At 66.5% G+C, this 14,980-nt stretch carries 15 protein-coding genes; 10 read left to right on the forward strand and 5 right to left on the reverse strand.

The features are described 5' to 3' along the window. Nucleotides 1–3: 3 nt before the first annotated feature. From VNQ78_RS07240 to VNQ78_RS07250, 3 genes are read right to left on the reverse strand one after another with little or no spacing between them, the layout of a single operon-like run. Nucleotides 4–687, reverse strand: a complete 684-nt coding sequence (locus tag VNQ78_RS07240; protein ID WP_325688153.1) for a M48 family metallopeptidase — start codon at nucleotides 685–687, stop codon at nucleotides 4–6. A 27-nt stretch (nucleotides 688–714) separates the two neighbouring features. Continuing rightward, the gene (locus tag VNQ78_RS07245) at nucleotides 715–1,896 is read right to left on the reverse strand and encodes a vWA domain-containing protein (protein WP_325688155.1); all 1,182 of its coding nucleotides are present in this window, start codon (nucleotides 1,894–1,896) and stop codon (nucleotides 715–717) included. Continuing rightward, complete coding sequence (locus VNQ78_RS07250) at nucleotides 1,896–2,060, reverse strand: hypothetical protein (protein WP_325688157.1); 165 nt, start codon at nucleotides 2,058–2,060, stop codon at nucleotides 1,896–1,898. The genes VNQ78_RS07245 and VNQ78_RS07250 overlap by 1 nt, the downstream gene beginning before the upstream one ends. A gap of 116 nt (nucleotides 2,061–2,176) precedes the next feature. Between VNQ78_RS07250 and VNQ78_RS07255 the strand changes: the two genes are divergently transcribed. Next, nucleotides 2,177–3,301, forward strand: a complete 1,125-nt coding sequence (locus VNQ78_RS07255) for a Ppx/GppA phosphatase family protein (RefSeq protein ID WP_325688159.1) — start codon at nucleotides 2,177–2,179, stop codon at nucleotides 3,299–3,301. A gap of 1 nt (nucleotide 3,302) precedes the next feature. After that, nucleotides 3,303–4,079, forward strand: a complete 777-nt coding sequence (locus tag VNQ78_RS07260; RefSeq protein WP_325688161.1) for an RlmE family RNA methyltransferase — start codon at nucleotides 3,303–3,305, stop codon at nucleotides 4,077–4,079. A gap of 6 nt (nucleotides 4,080–4,085) precedes the next feature. Here the strand turns inward: VNQ78_RS07260 and VNQ78_RS07265 are convergent, their stop codons facing one another. Both VNQ78_RS07265 and miaA read right to left on the reverse strand, forming a co-directional pair. Next, nucleotides 4,086–5,147, reverse strand: coding sequence for an AraC family transcriptional regulator (locus tag VNQ78_RS07265; protein WP_325688163.1), 1,062 nt, complete (start codon nucleotides 5,145–5,147; stop codon nucleotides 4,086–4,088). A gap of 99 nt (nucleotides 5,148–5,246) precedes the next feature. Then, nucleotides 5,247–6,152, reverse strand: a complete 906-nt coding sequence (miaA, locus tag VNQ78_RS07270) for a tRNA (adenosine(37)-N6)-dimethylallyltransferase MiaA (RefSeq protein WP_325688165.1) — start codon at nucleotides 6,150–6,152, stop codon at nucleotides 5,247–5,249. A gap of 82 nt (nucleotides 6,153–6,234) precedes the next feature. Here miaA and pyrH point away from each other — a divergent pair, with 82 nt between their 5' ends. The 8 genes from pyrH to VNQ78_RS07310 all read left to right on the forward strand — a co-directional run bounded on the left by pyrH (nucleotide 6,235) and on the right by VNQ78_RS07310 (nucleotide 14,845). Continuing rightward, the gene (pyrH, locus tag VNQ78_RS07275; RefSeq protein ID WP_325688167.1) at nucleotides 6,235–6,966 is read left to right on the forward strand and encodes a UMP kinase; all 732 of its coding nucleotides are present in this window, start codon (nucleotides 6,235–6,237) and stop codon (nucleotides 6,964–6,966) included. Nucleotides 6,967–7,045: 79 nt separating this feature from the next. Then, on the forward strand, nucleotides 7,046–7,609 hold the full coding sequence (gene frr, locus VNQ78_RS07280; RefSeq protein ID WP_325688169.1) for a ribosome recycling factor: 564 nt from the start codon (nucleotides 7,046–7,048) through the stop codon (nucleotides 7,607–7,609). Between the two features lie 4 nt (nucleotides 7,610–7,613). Next, nucleotides 7,614–8,348, forward strand: coding sequence for a polyprenyl diphosphate synthase (uppS, locus tag VNQ78_RS07285; protein ID WP_325688171.1), 735 nt, complete (start codon nucleotides 7,614–7,616; stop codon nucleotides 8,346–8,348). Continuing rightward, nucleotides 8,345–9,193, forward strand: coding sequence for a phosphatidate cytidylyltransferase (locus VNQ78_RS07290; RefSeq protein ID WP_325688173.1), 849 nt, complete (start codon nucleotides 8,345–8,347; stop codon nucleotides 9,191–9,193). The genes uppS and VNQ78_RS07290 overlap by 4 nt, the downstream gene beginning before the upstream one ends. 3 nt (nucleotides 9,194–9,196) lie before the next feature. Then, nucleotides 9,197–10,369 carry a 1-deoxy-D-xylulose-5-phosphate reductoisomerase gene (dxr, locus tag VNQ78_RS07295; protein ID WP_325688175.1) on the forward strand — a complete coding sequence of 391 codons (1,173 nt, stop codon included), beginning with the start codon at nucleotides 9,197–9,199 and terminating at the stop codon, nucleotides 10,367–10,369. After that, a complete protein-coding gene (rseP, locus tag VNQ78_RS07300) occupies nucleotides 10,369–11,694 on the forward strand; it encodes an RIP metalloprotease RseP (protein WP_325688177.1) in 1,326 nt (441 codons plus the stop codon). Before dxr ends, rseP begins: the two co-directional genes overlap by 1 nt. A gap of 98 nt (nucleotides 11,695–11,792) precedes the next feature. After that, complete coding sequence (gene bamA, locus VNQ78_RS07305) at nucleotides 11,793–14,129, forward strand: outer membrane protein assembly factor BamA (RefSeq protein ID WP_325688180.1); 2,337 nt, start codon at nucleotides 11,793–11,795, stop codon at nucleotides 14,127–14,129. Nucleotides 14,130–14,185: 56 nt separating this feature from the next. Beyond that, a complete protein-coding gene (locus tag VNQ78_RS07310; RefSeq protein WP_325688182.1) occupies nucleotides 14,186–14,845 on the forward strand; it encodes an OmpH family outer membrane protein in 660 nt (219 codons plus the stop codon). Nucleotides 14,846–14,980 lie beyond the last annotated feature (135 nt).

A 14,980-nucleotide genomic window follows, 5' to 3' on the forward strand; every position in this document is an offset into this window, starting at 1 on the left:
CGCTCAGGCGATGCCCCAGCGGGCCTCCAATGCCTCGATTGCGGCAATTCGTGCATCAACGCGGGGATGGGACATCAGCCATGCGGGCGTCGTGCCGCGATTGCCGGTCAGCGCGTCGAGCTTGCGAAACAGGCTTTTCTGCGGCCCGGTGCCGAGACCTGCCTTGACCATCAGGGCGCTGGCGAAGGCATCGGCCTCGAACTCGTCCTGGCGCGAAAGCCGCGCGGCGATGGCGCCGGCGGCAAGGCCCGCTATCCACGCGCCGATGCCCGGCAGGAAGCGGCCCAGTACGCTGACCAGCACCATGCGGATGACGTTCTGCCCGGCAAAGTCGATCATCCGGCGGCGGGCATGGCCATGGGCAACATGGCCCAGCTCATGCGCGATGACCGAGGCAAGCTCCGCCTCCGTCACCTCGCCCCGGTCCAGCCGGTCGATGAAGCCGCGGGTCAGGAAGATGCGCCCGTCCGGCGCGGCAAGGCCGTTGACCGGGGCGATCTCGTAGACATGGGCACGGATCGGCGGCAGGTTCATGGCCTTTCCCAGCCGCGCCAGCATCGGCTTCAGCGCCGGATGATCCAGCGGGGTCGAACGCTGGTTCAACTCGGCCCTGAGCCGCCAGAGCGAGAAATACCACATCGCGGCGGCGTAAAGCAGGATCAGCAGGATCGGGGTCAGTTTCAGCATGATCCGAATATGGCGTGCGGAACCCCGCTAGCCAAGAAGCCGCATGGCCTCGGTCAGTCCCTCCAGCGTCAGCGTGCGCATCCGCCCCTCGAATATCTCATCGATCATGCGGATCGAGGGGGTGTGCCGCCACTCGGCCCGCGGGACCGGGTTCAGCCAGACGTGATCGGGCCAGGTCTCGCGCAGGCGGCGCAGCCAGAGCTCGCCCGGCTCGGGGTTCCAATGCTCGTTCGCGCCGCCCGCCGCCACGATCTCATAAGGCGACATCGAGGCATCGCCGACGACGATCGCCTTGTAGTCGCGGCCGAAGCGGTTCAGCACCTCCCAAGTCGGGGTGGTCTCGGTCCAGCGCCGGCGGTTGTCCTTCCACAGCCCCTCGTAGATGCAGTTGTGGAAGTAGAAATGTTCGAGATGCTTGAATTCCGACCGGGCGGCGGAAAAAAGCTCCTCGACCCGGCGGGCGTGCTCGTCCATCGAACCGCCGACATCCAGAAACAGCAGCACCTTGACCGCGTTGTGACGCTCGGGCCGGGTCTGGACGTCGATATAGCCATGCTCGGCGCTGGCGCGGATGGTGCCGGGCAGGTCAAGCTCTTCGACCGCGCCATGCCTTGCCCATTGTCTGAGACGCTTCAGCGCGACCTTGATGTTGCGCGTGCCCAATTCGACCTCGCCGTCGAAGTCGCGGAACTCGCGCTTGTCCCAGACCTTGGCGGCGCGGCGGTGGCGGCTTTCCTCCTGCCCGATTCGGACGCCCTCGGGGTTGAAACCATAGGCACCGAAGGGCGAGGTTCCGGCGGTGCCGATCCATTTGTTGCCGCCCTGATGACGGCCTTTCTGCTCGGCCAGACGCTCCCGCAGCCGGCGCATCAGTTCCTCGAAACTGCCGGCGCCTTCGATCGCGGCGCGTTCCTCGGGGGTCAGCAGCTTCTCGGCCAGCTTCTCCAGCCATTCTTTCGGGATCGAGGCCTCGCTGACCAGCGCCTCGACCGGGATTTCCTCAAGCCCCGAGAAGGTCTCGGCAAAGGCGCGATCGAATCGGTCGATATGGGCCTCGTCCTTCACCAGCGTCGCGCGGGCGAGGTAATAGAACCCGTCCGGGCTCCAGTCCGACAGGCCGGCCTGCAAGCCGCCCAGGAGGTCCAGATATTCCCTGAGGCTAGCGGGCACGCCATGCCGGCCGAGGCTGTCAAGGAATGGCCGGAACATCAGCCGGACCGGGCGATCAGGATGGTCAGGAAGATCCCGAGGATGGCAAAGGCCAGCGCATGGGCTGCGCCATATTGCATCCGGTCGGCGCGGGTGCCGCCCAGCCTTGCGGCGCGCCACCAGCCGACCGCTGCGCCAAAAATGAGTGCGGCGATAACGATCATGTCATCGGGATAGCCCCCCGCGCGGCCCCTGTCGAGTGGGCAGCCGACCCGAAGGCCTTGAACCGAATGGGGGCGCAGGCTAACTTGATTTCAACAAGTGATCGGAGGGCGTGCTTATGGCGCCCAGGCGTCCCGCGGGTGCGGACGCGTTCCCGAGATTGACGGTCGAGCCTTTCGTCACCCGCCCGGCCGAGGACGGGCCGCTTTATGCGGCGCTGGATCTTGGCACCAACAGTTGCCGGATGCTGATTGCCCGACCCGCGGGCAGTCAGTTTCAGGTGGTCGACAGCTTCTCGAAACCTGTCCAGCTGGGGCAGGGGCTGGAAGCATCAGGCAGGCTTTCGCGTCCTTCGATGGCGCGGACGGTCCATGCCCTTCAGGTGTGTCGGCGCAAGCTCGAGGCACATAAGGTCATGCGCATGCGCCTTGTCGCGACCGAAGCCTGTCGGCGCGCCCGCAACAGCCGCGATTTCCTGCGGATGATCCGGCGCGAGACCGGCCTTCCGGTCGAGATCATCGACGCCGAGGAGGAGGCGCGGCTTGCCGTCATCTCCTGCGCGCCGCTGGTCAGCCACCGCACCAACCAGCTTCTGGTCGTCGATATCGGCGGCGGCTCAACCGAGCTTGTGTGGATCGACCTCGAAGATGTCGAGCCGACCGAGCGGCCACGCGCGATCATGCGGCTGGCCGACGGGTTTCGGAACCCGCAGCCGGGCGGCGCGCGGGTGGTCGACTGGATCAGCGTGCCGCTGGGGGTCGCGACGCTGCGCGACCAGTTCGAGGATGTCGAGGAGGACGAGGGCCGTTTCGCCCTGATGTCCTGGCATTTCGAGGAGATGCTGACCGATTTCAGCCCCTATTCCCTGACCCAGAAATTCGACGAGAATTTTCAGGTGATCGGGACATCGGGCACGGTCACGACGGTCGCGGCCAGCCATCTGGGCCTGCGCCGCTATGACCGGACCAAGGTTGACGGGCTGAGCATGACCTCGTCCCAGATCGACCGGGTGATCCGCGACTATCTGGCGCTTGGACCAGAGGGGCGGCGCGCCGATCCCCGCATCGGGCGCGAGCGTCATGCGCTGATCATGTCGGGCGCGGCGATCCTTCAGACATTGATGCGCGTCTGGCCGACGACGAGGCTGTCAGTTGCGGATCGCGGTCTGCGCGAAGGCCTGCTATATGCGCAAATGGTCAAGGACGGGGTGCTGGCCCCCGAAGGATTGAACGGGGTAGCATAAGATGACGGACGGAAAGAAACCCGGCGGCGAGAAGAAAAGCTCGGGCCGCGGGCAGCGCGATCTTCGCGTGAGGGTGAAATCGGCAAAGGGGCGCAAGCTGTCCAGCACGCTCTGGCTGGAACGGCAGTTGAACGACCCCTATGTCGCGCGCGCCAAGCGTGAGGGCTATCGCGGTCGCGCCGCCTACAAGATCATGGAGCTGGACGACAAGTATCGCTTCCTCGTGCCCGGCGCTCGCGTGGTCGATCTTGGCTGCGCGCCGGGCGGCTGGTGCCAGATCGCGGTCGACCGCGTGAACTCGCTGGGCGAGAAATCCGGCAAGAAGGTCGGGCGCGTCCTTGGCGTCGACCTGCAGGAGGTCGACCCGATCGCCGGGGCCGAGATCCATCAGCTCGACTTCCTGTCCGACGGTGCCGATGACCGGGTCAAGGAATGGCTGGGTGGTCGTGCCGATGTGGTGATGTCGGACATGGCGGCCGCGTCATCGGGCCACAAGGGCACCGACCACCTGCGCATCGTCGCGCTGGTCGAGGCGGCGGCGCAGCTTGCCTTCGACGTGCTGGAGCCGGGCGGCACCTTCGTCGCCAAGGTTCTGGCTGGTGGAGCCGAGACCGAGATGCAGGCCATGCTGAAGCGCAATTTCCGCAAGGTCGCCAATGTGAAGCCTCCGGCCAGCCGCTCGGACTCCTCGGAGAAATTCGTCGTGGCGCAGGGGTTTCGCGGACGCGATGCCCTGAACAGGCCGGATGAGGGCGGCGAGGACCAGGACGAGGGCTGAGGCGGGTCAGTCGCCTTCGGTCACTGGCTCATGCACGCTGGTCCTGAAGGCCTGCGGCGTGCGCCCGGTCGCGGCAGCAAAGGCGCGCATGAAATGGCCGGGGCCGGTATAGCCCAATTCGCGCGCGATCTGCGGGATCGACTTGCTGCCATTGCGCAAGAGATCCGCCGCCCGTTCAAGGCGCAGCGCATAGACCAGTTCCAGCGCCGAGCGGCCCCGGCTTTGCCGGCAGGCCGCGTCCAGTCCGGCGAGGTTGCTGTGCAAATCCCGCGCCATTTCGGAGACGGTCCGGTTCTCGGCCAGATTGGCGGCGGCGAGGGCGAGAAACTCTTCGGTCAGGGGACGGGCATCGACCTCGGGCCGGTCGGGGCGGCCCGGCGGGGCCGCGCGATCGTCGAGCCGCGACAGCGCCGCCGCGAGCAGGCCGAGATGGCAGGCGACGGTGCCCTGCTGGATCTGGGTCATCGGCTCGCCCCGGCCAAGCGCACGGAAGGCGGGGCCAATCATGGCCTGATCCGAGGCGTCGGGCGCGCCCGCGCGAAACTCGGCCGGCAGAGCCACGGGAAGAAGCTCGGTGAACGCCGCCGGAACCAGCAGCGCCCAGCCCTCGACATCCTGCGGGGGGCGCAGCGCGAATGCCGTCCCAAGCGGCACGAAGGCAAGCTGGCCATCCGAGAGGAGGTGACGGCGCCGCGGAAACTCGACCACGATGCCGCCCTGCCGGATGAACAGGATCACATGATCGCCCCGGACGCGCGGCTTGGGCTGGGTCAGTCCCGGCCCGGCGCGGCCGTGCAGCGGGCCGCCCCAGAAAAAGCCGGAAACGGGCAAGAGGCGCAGCCCCTGACCGGGCGTCGAAACCTGACGGCGAAATGCGGGGCCGGGCGGCCAGACCCCGGCACGCCGGGGCGGAAGGCCTTCGTCGGGCAGATGCGGCTGCCGTGGATCGGGGACAGAAGGCTCGAGAATCACATCGGCATTGATGGCCGCGTCGTGCAGCCGTCCCTCTCTCGCCGGCAGGGGCGGGATCTGGTGGATCAGATCTCTGGGGCGCAAGTTCTGATTCATGGCGAGCTTCACGTTGTGATGGATCAACGGTATTCCGCAGGGAGCGGTTCCGTGAAAGCTAAATCTACTTCTGGTTGAAAAACGGTTAATCTGTTGCCGTCAGGTGTCAGGGTCGGAATCCATCGGGATCTGCTGCCAGTCGCGCATCCGGTTGCGGAAGAAGATGCGCTGCCCCTTGGCATATTGGCGCGTGGCGATGATCGCCCGATCGACGGCTTCCGCGAGGCTCGTCTCGCCCCGCAGATGCGCGACCAGTTCGGGCGCGCCGATCGCCTTGGCCCAAAGCGCCGCGGGATCCCATTGCGGCAGCATGGCCCGCACTTCCTCAAGCGCGCCCTGATCCATCATCGAGCGGAACCGGCGCTCGATCCGGTCGGCCAGCCAGTCGCGATGGCTGGTCAGGACGATACGCTCCGACTGGTCAGGACCGATCAGCGGCGGCCCGGTCTCGGCCTGCCACGAGAGGATGCCGCGCCCGGTGGCCTGCTGCACCTCCCACGCGCGCTGGACGCGGGCGGGATTGCGCAGGTCGATGCGGTCGCGGGTCTGGGCGTCGAGCGCGGCGATGGCTTCGGCCAGGCCGCCCTCGCGCGCCATCAGGGCATTGCCGGCGACCCGGACCTCGGGCGGGATGGGCGGGATGACGGCAAGGCCGTTTGCCAGCGCGTGCAGATACATCCCGGTTCCGCCCACGATGATCAGCCGCTCGCCCCCCGCCAGAAGTCCGGCGACCTGCTCAAGCCAGATCCCGACCGAGAAGGGCGCGCCGGGGTCCATATGGCCATAGAGGCGATGGGGCGCGCGCGCCTCCTCCTCGGCCGAGGGCCGGGCCGAGATCACGCGCCAGCAGGACCAGACCTGAAGCGCATCGGCATTGACGATGATGCCGCCCTGCCGTGTCGCCAGGTCCAGAGCCAGCGCGGACTTGCCGCTGGCGGTCGGCCCTGCGATCAGGACATGCCGGTCTTGGCGGATATCCGACGAAATATGGCGCTTCGACGTCACCTGCCCTCAAGCCGTAGGTTGAACATGCGACGTGTTTGCGACATTTTGCAGCGCAATGAAACTCCCTCTGAAAGGTCGTCCGATGTCCGACTCAATTCCGCAAGCCGGAAAATATTCGCGTGTGCTGCTGAAGATCTCGGGCGAGGCCCTGATGGGAGACCAGGGCTATGGCCTGCATCCGCCGACCGTGGCCCGCATCGCCCATGAGGTCAAGGCGGTCCATGACATGGGCGTCGAGATCTGCATGGTCATCGGCGGCGGCAATATCTTCCGCGGCCTTCAGGGCAGCGCACAGGGGATGGAGCGCGCGACCGCCGACTATATGGGGATGCTTGCGACCGTGATGAACGCGCTGGCCATGCAGGCCGCGCTGGAAGGCGAGAACATCCATACCCGCGTGATTTCGGCGATCCGCATGGACGAGGTGGCCGAGCCCTATATCCGCCGCCGCGCGGTGCGCCACCTTGAAAAGAAGCGCGTCATCATTTTCGCCGCGGGCACCGGCAATCCCTATTTCACCACCGACACCGCCGCGACGCTGCGCGCCAACGAAATGAACTGCGAGGCGATCTTCAAGGGCACCAAGGTCGATGGCGTCTATGACAAGGATCCGAAAAAGCACGCGGACGCAAAGCGTTACGACAACGTCACCTATGACGAGGTGCTGCAGAAGCATCTGGGGGTGATGGATGCCTCGGCCATTGCACTTGCACGCGACAACGACCTGCCGATCATCGTATTCTCTCTGGATGAACCGGGTGGGTTCAGGGGGATCCTTGCGGGCGAGGGAACATATACGCGCGTCCACGGCTAAAATGCCGCATTGCCTTTGCCTTGGCCGCTTCGCTCGGCTAAAAGCCCTGAAAACCACAGCACAGAGGCCATGATCGAGCATGTCCGACGAGATTGAGATCGACACCGACGACCTGGAACGCCGCATGAAGGGCGCCATGGAATCCCTGCGCCACGAGTTCGCCTCGCTGCGCACGGGCCGCGCCTCGGCCAGCATGGTCGAGCCGATCATGGTCGACGCCTACGGCTCGCCCACGCCGATCAACCAGATCGGCACCGTGAACGTGCCCGAGCCGCGCATGGTCACCATCAACATCTGGGACAAGGCGCTGGTCGGCAAGGCCGAGAAGGCGATCCGCGATTCGGGGCTGGGCATCAACCCGCAGCTCAACGGCACCATCATCATGCTGCCGATCCCCGAGCTGAACGAGGAGCGGCGCCGCGACCTGAGCCGCGTTGCCGCGCAATATGCCGAACATGCGCGTGTCGCGGTGCGCAACGTCCGCCGCGACGGCATGGACCAGATCAAGAAGGCCAAGGCCGCCGGCATGTCCGAGGACGACCAGAAGTTCTGGGAAAGCTCGGTTCAGGAACTGACGGACAAGATGATCGCAGCGGTCGACCAGGCGCTCGAGGCCAAGCAGGCCGAGATCATGCAGGTCTGATCAGATGGCCGATCCCGCAGCCAGCCTGACGCAATCGGGCAACCCGGCGGCCAAGCCCCGCCACGTTGCCATCATCATGGACGGCAATGGCCGCTGGGCCGCGAACAAGGGCTGGCCACGGCTGGTCGGCCATCGCCGCGGCGCCGAGCGCGTCAAGGAGATCGTGCGGGCCTGTCCCGACATGGGCGTCAACTGGCTGACCCTCTATGCCTTCTCGACCGAGAACTGGAAGCGCACGACCGAGGAAGTCCTTGGGCTGATGGCGATCTTTGCCCGCTATATCGAGCGGGAGGCGGATGGCATGTCCGCCGAAGGGGTGCGCATGCGCTTCATCGGCGGGCGCGAGCGGCTGGACCCCCGGCTCCAGCGCCTGATGGAAGGGATCGAATCCCGGACCCAGATGAACACCCGCCTGAACCTGACCGTCGCGATCAATTACGGCGGCCGGGACGAGATCGCGCGGGCCGCCAAGCGCCTTTCCGAACGCGTGGCGCGGGGCGAGGTCGAAAACCCGACCGAGGCGGATTTCGCCGATTGCCTCGACACCGCCGGCCATCCCGACCCGGATCTGGTGATCCGCACCTCGGGCGAGACGCGGACCTCGAATTTCCTGCCCTATCAGGCGGCCTATTCGGAATATGAGTTCACCCAGACGCTCTGGCCCGATTTCACGCCGACGCATCTGGCCGAGATCCTCGACCGCTTCAGCCTGCGCGACAGGCGCTTCGGTCGCGCATGACAGAACCGCAACTGCCCCGCCGCCGGTTCCGCGACAAGCTCAATCCGGGCCGCTGGGGCGATCTGCGCAAGCGCATCGGCTGGGGGGCCTTGCTCCTCGTGCTGGGGGCGCTGCTGCTTTTGTCCTCGGGCCTCTGGCTGCGGATCGGCGTTTCCGTCGTCGTCGGGCTGATGATGTGGGAACTGGCGCGCCTGACCGGCTGGCGCCACCCGGAGTTTCACAGCCCCCGCCATCCGGTGCTGATCGGATGCCTTGCGGGGATCGTCCTGCTGACCATGCTGGTCATTCCGGGTGACCTGCCGCTGCTTCTGGTGCTGGTTCCGGTGCTGGCGGGCCTGCCCGGCACCCATTCGCGCGAGCGGCTGGGCTATACGCTTTTCACCATCGGCATTCTTGGTGCGGGCTATGCGCTGGTCGCGATCCGCGAGGTGCTGGGCCTCGCGACCGTGTTCTGGATCGTCGCCACGGTGGTGCAATCCGACATGCTGGGCTATTTCGTCGGGCGCAAGCTGGGCGGCCCGCGTTTCTGGCCCTCGATCAGCCCGAAAAAGACCTGGAGTGGCACGCTGGCCGGCTGGGTCGGGGCATTGGTGCTGGCCGCCGGCCTCTTTATCAGCGGCAATGCCGGGTGGGGCGTGCTGCTGGCCGGACCGCTGCTGGCCATTGCCGGCCAGTTCGGCGATATTGCGGAAAGCTGGCTGAAACGGCGCGTCGGCGTCAAGGACAGTTCGGAACTGATCCCGGGCCATGGCGGGGCGCTTGATCGCTTCGACGCCATGACGGGTGCGCTTCTTCTCGCGCTGGTCCTGATGCTGGCCCACCTGTTGCCGACGATCGGAGGCTGAAACATGCGCAGCGTTTCTGTGCTGGGGGCCACGGGCTCTATCGGCGAAAGTGCATTTGATCTGCTGATGCGGTCGGGCGGGGCCGAGCGGTATCGCACCGTCGCGCTGACCGGCGCGGCGAATGTCGCGCGGCTGGCCGAGATGGCGCGCGCGCTCAAGGCCGAGGTCGCGGTGACGGCGCTGCCCGAAAAGCTGGGCGAGCTTCGCGCAGCCCTCGCGGGCAGCGGGATCGAGGCCGCGGCCGGACCCGCCGCGATTTCCGAGGCTGCAAGCCGGCCAGCCGACTGGACCCTTTCGGCGATCATCGGCGCGGCGGGCCTGCCACCGGGGCTGGAGGTTCTGCGCCGGGGTGGCACGCTTGCGCTGGCGAACAAGGAAAGCCTCGTCGCCGCAGGCCGGTTGGTCATGTCCGAGGCCGCGCGCGGCAAGGCCCGAATCCTGCCGGTCGATTCAGAACATTCCGCGTTGTTTCAGGTTCTTGCACACGAAAACCTCGAAACCGTCGACAGCGTGACGATCACCGCTTCGGGCGGCGCCTTCCGCGACTGGCCGCTGGAGCGGCTGGCGCGGGCCACGGTTGCCGAGGCCTCGTGCCACCCGAACTGGTCGATGGGGCAGCGGATCACGATCGACAGCGCCTCGATGTTCAACAAGGCGCTGGAACTGATTGAGGCGCATGAGTTTTTCGGCCTTGGTGAAGATCGGATCAAGGTTCTGGTCCATCCCCAGTCGATCATTCACGCCATGGTCAGCCATGTCGATGGCGGCTCGGTCGCGCATATGGGGGCGCCGGACATGCGCCACGCCATCGGATATGCGCTGAACTGGCCGCAGCGCGCGCCGCTGCCGGTGCCGGCGCTGGATCTTGCTGAACTCGGCACCCTGACATTCGCCGCCCCGGACGAGGCGCGCTGGCCGGCCCTGCGCCTTGCGCGTGAGGTGATGCGCGCCGGCGGTGCCGCGGGCGCGGTGTTCAACGCCGCGAAGGAGCAGGCTCTGGACGATTTCATTGCGGGCCGGATCGGCTTTGCCGACATGGCGGGTGCGGTTGAGCGCGCCCTCGACCTTTCTTCGGGCGAGGCAGGCTTTGCCGAAAGCCCCACAGACCTCGACGCCGTTCTGGCATGGGACGCGCGCGGCCGCCATCTGGCCCGCTGCGAGGCCGGCGCGGCATGATGGCTCTGGTTTCCGAGATCGGCGGTCTGGTCTGGACGATCGGCGCCTTCATCCTTGCGCTCTCGATCATCGTGACGGTGCATGAATTCGGCCATTACATCGTCGGCCGCTGGTCCGGCATCCGGGCCGAGGTGTTCTCGCTGGGCTTCGGGCCGCGGCTTCTGTCCTGGCGGGACCGGCGCGGAACCGTCTGGCAGGTTGCGGCGATTCCGCTTGGCGGCTATGTGCGCTTTCTGGGCGACAGCAACGCCGCCAGCGCGGGTTCGGGCGCGGCCGTCGATCCGGTCGATGCGCGCCAAAGCCTGCCCGGCGCGCCGCTCTGGGCGCGTTTCGCGACGGTGGCGGCCGGCCCGGTCTTCAACTTCATCCTCTCGATCCTCGTTTTTGCCGGGGTGGCGCTATGGCAGGGGATGCCCGTCGCCGAGCCCGAGGTCGGCAGACTGCATCCGACCCCGCCCGGCGTCGAGATCGCGCTGGAGCCGGGCGACCGCATCCTGGCGCTGGACGGCCGCCCGGTCGCATCGTGGAGGGATCTTGGCACCATTGCCGGCGAGCTGGAGCCGAGGGCCGCGCATGACTGGACCGTGCTGAGGGACGGGCAGGAGATCACCGTTCCCGGTCCCGATCCGGTGCCGGCGCTGCTGACCGGGATCGCGCCGCGCAGCCCGGCCGCTTCGGCGGGGCTTCGGGCCGGAGACGTGATCCTCGCGATTGACGAGAATCCGGTCTCGCGCTTCGACGAGCTGCGCCAGCATGTCGAGGCCGCCGAGGGCCGCCCGCTGCTGCTACGCGTCTGGCGCGAGGGCGAGGGCGAGGCCGATTATACGCTTGCCCCGCGCGAACAGGATCTGCCGACCCTCGACGGATACGAGAAGCGCTGGATGATCGGGGTTTCGGGCGGCGGCACCTTCTTCGATCCGGCGACCCGGATGACCGGGGCGGGAGAGGCGCTTGGCATGGGCGTCGCCCGAACCTGGGACATCATCGCCTCCTCGGTCACCGGGCTTTGGGCAATGATCTCGGGCCAGATCGGCAGCTGCAATCTGGGCGGCGCGATCTCGATCGCGGAAAGCACGGGGCAGGCGGCCTCGGCGGGGGGCAGCGACTTCATCTGGTGGATTGCCGTCCTTTCGGCCGCGATCGGTTTTCTGAACCTCCTGCCGGTCCCGGTTCTGGATGGCGGACACCTGATGTTCTACCTCTACGAGGCGGTTGCGGGGCGTCGTCCTTCGGATCGCGTTCTTGATATCCTCTCGGCGCTTGGCATGGCGGCGGTGCTGTCACTGATGATCTTTGGACTCACCAACGATCTTTTCTGCCCCTGATCGCCCCTTCCTTTTGACAGTCGCGCCCGCTTCGCTGTATCCATCGTGGCAATTCGGGCGGGGAAAACCGCTGCAAGACAAAGACGCGCGAGGGCAGAATGACGGACAGGAAACTCGGCAGAGGCGCACTGGCGCTGATCTCGGCGCTGGCTGTGGCCGGGCCGGTTGCAATGGTCCCCGTGGCTGCATCGGCCTATGTGTTCAGCAATGTGCGCATCGAAGGCAACCAGAGGATCGAGCCGCAAACGATCCTCTCGTTCCTTGATCTGCCGCGCGGCCGCGACGTTTCGGCGGGCGAGCTGAACGCGGCGCTGCAACGGCTGCAGAACTCCGGCCTGTTCGAGAAGGTGGAGCTGACCCCCTCGGGCGGCACGCTGGTCGTCAGCGTCGCGGAATACCCGACCATCAACACCATCGCCTTCGAAGGCAACCGGCGCCTCAAGCCCGATAACCTGAACGAAATCATCAAGTCGCAGTCGCGTCACGTCTACTCGCCCGCCCAGGCCGAGGCGGATGCCGCCGCGATCAGCCAGGTCTATGCCGCGCAGGGACGGCTTGCCGCGCGCGTCGATCCCAAGATCATCCGCCGCGACGGCAACCGCGTCGACCTCGTCTTCGAGATTCGCGAGGGCGACGTGACCGAGATCGAGCGGATCGGCTTTGTCGGCAACCGCGCCTTCTCGGACCAGCGGCTTCGGAACGTGCTGCAGACCAAGCAGGCCGGCATCCTGCGCCAGTTCATCCAGCGCGACACCTTCGCGCCCGAGCGCCTGCCCGTGGACGAGCAGTTGCTGACCGATTTCTACCGCTCGCGCGGCTTTGCCGATTTCAAGGTGCAGGCCGTCGCCCCCGAAGTCGCGCGCGAGCGTGATGCCTTCTACATCACCTTCCAGATCCAGGAAGGGCCGCGCTACACCTTCGGCAATGTCACGACCGTCAGCGAGATTCCGGGCCTTGATGCGTCCGAATTTCAGGCCCAGAACCGGGTCCGTTCGGGCGAGGTCTATAATCCGACCGCCATCGACACCACCATCCGCCGGATGGAGGCGCTGGCGATCCGCAAGGGCCTCGATTTCGTTTCGATCGAACCGCGCATCACCCGCAACCTGCGCACGCAGACGCTGGATCTGACCTTTGCCCTGACCCGCGGCCAGCGCGTCTTTGTCGAGCGCATCGACATCGAGGGCAACACCACCACGCTTGACGAGGTGATCCGCCGCCAGTTCAGCACGGTCGAGGGCGATCCCTTCAACCCGCGCGAGATCCGCAACTCGGCCGAGCGTCTGCGGGCGCTTGGCTATTTCGCCGACGTCAAGGCGGAAAGCCGCCCCGGCACCAGTCCCGATCAGGTCATCGTCGACGTCAACGTCGAGGAGCAGCCGACCGGCAGCCTCAGCTTCGGCATGAGCTATGGCGTCTCGAGCGGCGTGGGCTTCAACCTTTCGCTGGCCGAGAAGAACTTCCTTGGCCGCGGGCAGGAGCTCAACGTTTCCTTTGCCGCCGGTTCGGACAACCAGTCCTCGGGCATCACCTTTGCCGAACCCTTCTTCCTTGGCCGCAACCTCCGGGCGCGGGCGCAGGTATGGTATAACACCACCGACCGCTACAACTCGGATTACAACACCCGTTCGATCGGGTTGCTGACGGGGCTTGAGTTCCCGATCTCCGAGAACGGCCGGCTCGAACTGCGCTACAAGCTGAGCAAGGACACTCTCTTCGACGTCGATCCGGTCGGGGTGGACGAGGAGACGGGCGAACTCGACGGTTCCTCGCCGATCCTCTATCTCGAACAGGGCGGCTTCTTCACCTCGGCGGTCGGCTATACCTACAGCTATGACAGCCGGATCGCCGGGCTTGACCCGCTGACCAGCTATCGCCTGCGCTTCACGCAGGATTTCGCGGGCCTGGGCGGGGATGTGAAATCCGTCACCACCGGCGTCTATGCCGGCGTGGAAAGCAATGCCTGGCGTGAGAGCGTGACCTTCCTCGGAGAGTTCGAGGCCGGCGCCGTCTACATGCTGGACGACGGCAGCAGCCGTTTCCTCGACCGCTATTCCGGCAATGGCAAGATCCGCGGTTTCGAGCCGAACGGCTATGGCCCGCGCGACCTGAACGCCCCGAACGAAGATGCCCTTGGCGGCAACTACTTCTGGGCGCTGCGGACCGAAATGCGCTTCCCGCTGGGCCTGCCCGAGGAATACGGGATCGCCGGCGGCCTCTTTGCCGATGCCGGTTCGGTCTGGAAGCTCGACAATACCCGCGGTGCCTACGGGATCGAAGTCGATGACGGCATGAATGTGCGCGCCTCGGTCGGGGCGTCGCTGTTCTGGACGACGCCGATCGGGCCGCTGCGCTTCAACTTCTCGAAGGCCGTGGTCAAGGAAGATTACGACCTCGAGCAGAACTTCGACCTGACCATCTCGACCCAGTTCTGATGCGAGGTTCCGCGGGCATATTCGCTGCCTTTCTGGCGCTGGCCGGAGGGGTGGCGATGGCCCAGGAGGAACAGCCGCCAGCGCCCGGCAGCGTCCTCAGCGCGCCGGAACTGGCCCCCGTTCCGGGGGCTCCGGGCGAGGCGACGGGGAACGGCACCGGGCCGGCGCTGCTTGTCGAGACGCCCGAGCCGAGGCAGGGCGAGACCGCGCCGCAGATCATGACGATCGACCCGGAGGCCGTTTTCGCGCGTTCGGGCTGGGGCCTGCGGGTCCAGACAGAGCTTGACCGCCGCGGGCGCGAGATCGCGACCGAGAATGACCGGCTCGCCGACCAGTTTTCGGCCGAGGAGCAGCAGTTGACGACGCTGCGCGCCACGCTTTCGGCCGAGGAATTCCGCAAGCGCGCGGATGAGTTCGACAAGCGCGTGGTCGAGGTGCGGCGGGAAAGGGACGGCGTCGCACGGCAGTTCCAGGAGGAAGTCGACGAAGAGCGGGCGGCTTTTTTCCGGGCCGCGCTGCCGGTGCTGGCCCAGCTGATGAAGGAACGCGGCGCGACGGTGGTTCTTGACCAGCGCGCGATCTTCGTCTCGGCCCAATCCGCCGATGTGACCGATGCGCTGATCGAGCGTTTTGACCAGGTGGTCGGCCCGGGCCCTGCCGTTCCCCCGCCCGGCGAGGGCGCCAAGGAAGGCAACGCCCAGGGCGCGAAGCCCTAGGCTCCAGACCCATTGATTTCGTGCCTTTGGCGTGTTTCAGGCTCCGCAAGGAGAACTGACCGATGGGCAATTTTTTCTGGCTGAGCGAGGCGCAGATGGAGCGGCTAAGGCCCTTCTTTCCCAAGAGCCACGGCA

It is taken from the genome of Paracoccus sp. (in: a-proteobacteria), from assembly GCF_035556475.1.
Classification (GTDB): Bacteria; Pseudomonadota; Alphaproteobacteria; order Rhodobacterales; family Rhodobacteraceae; genus Paracoccus.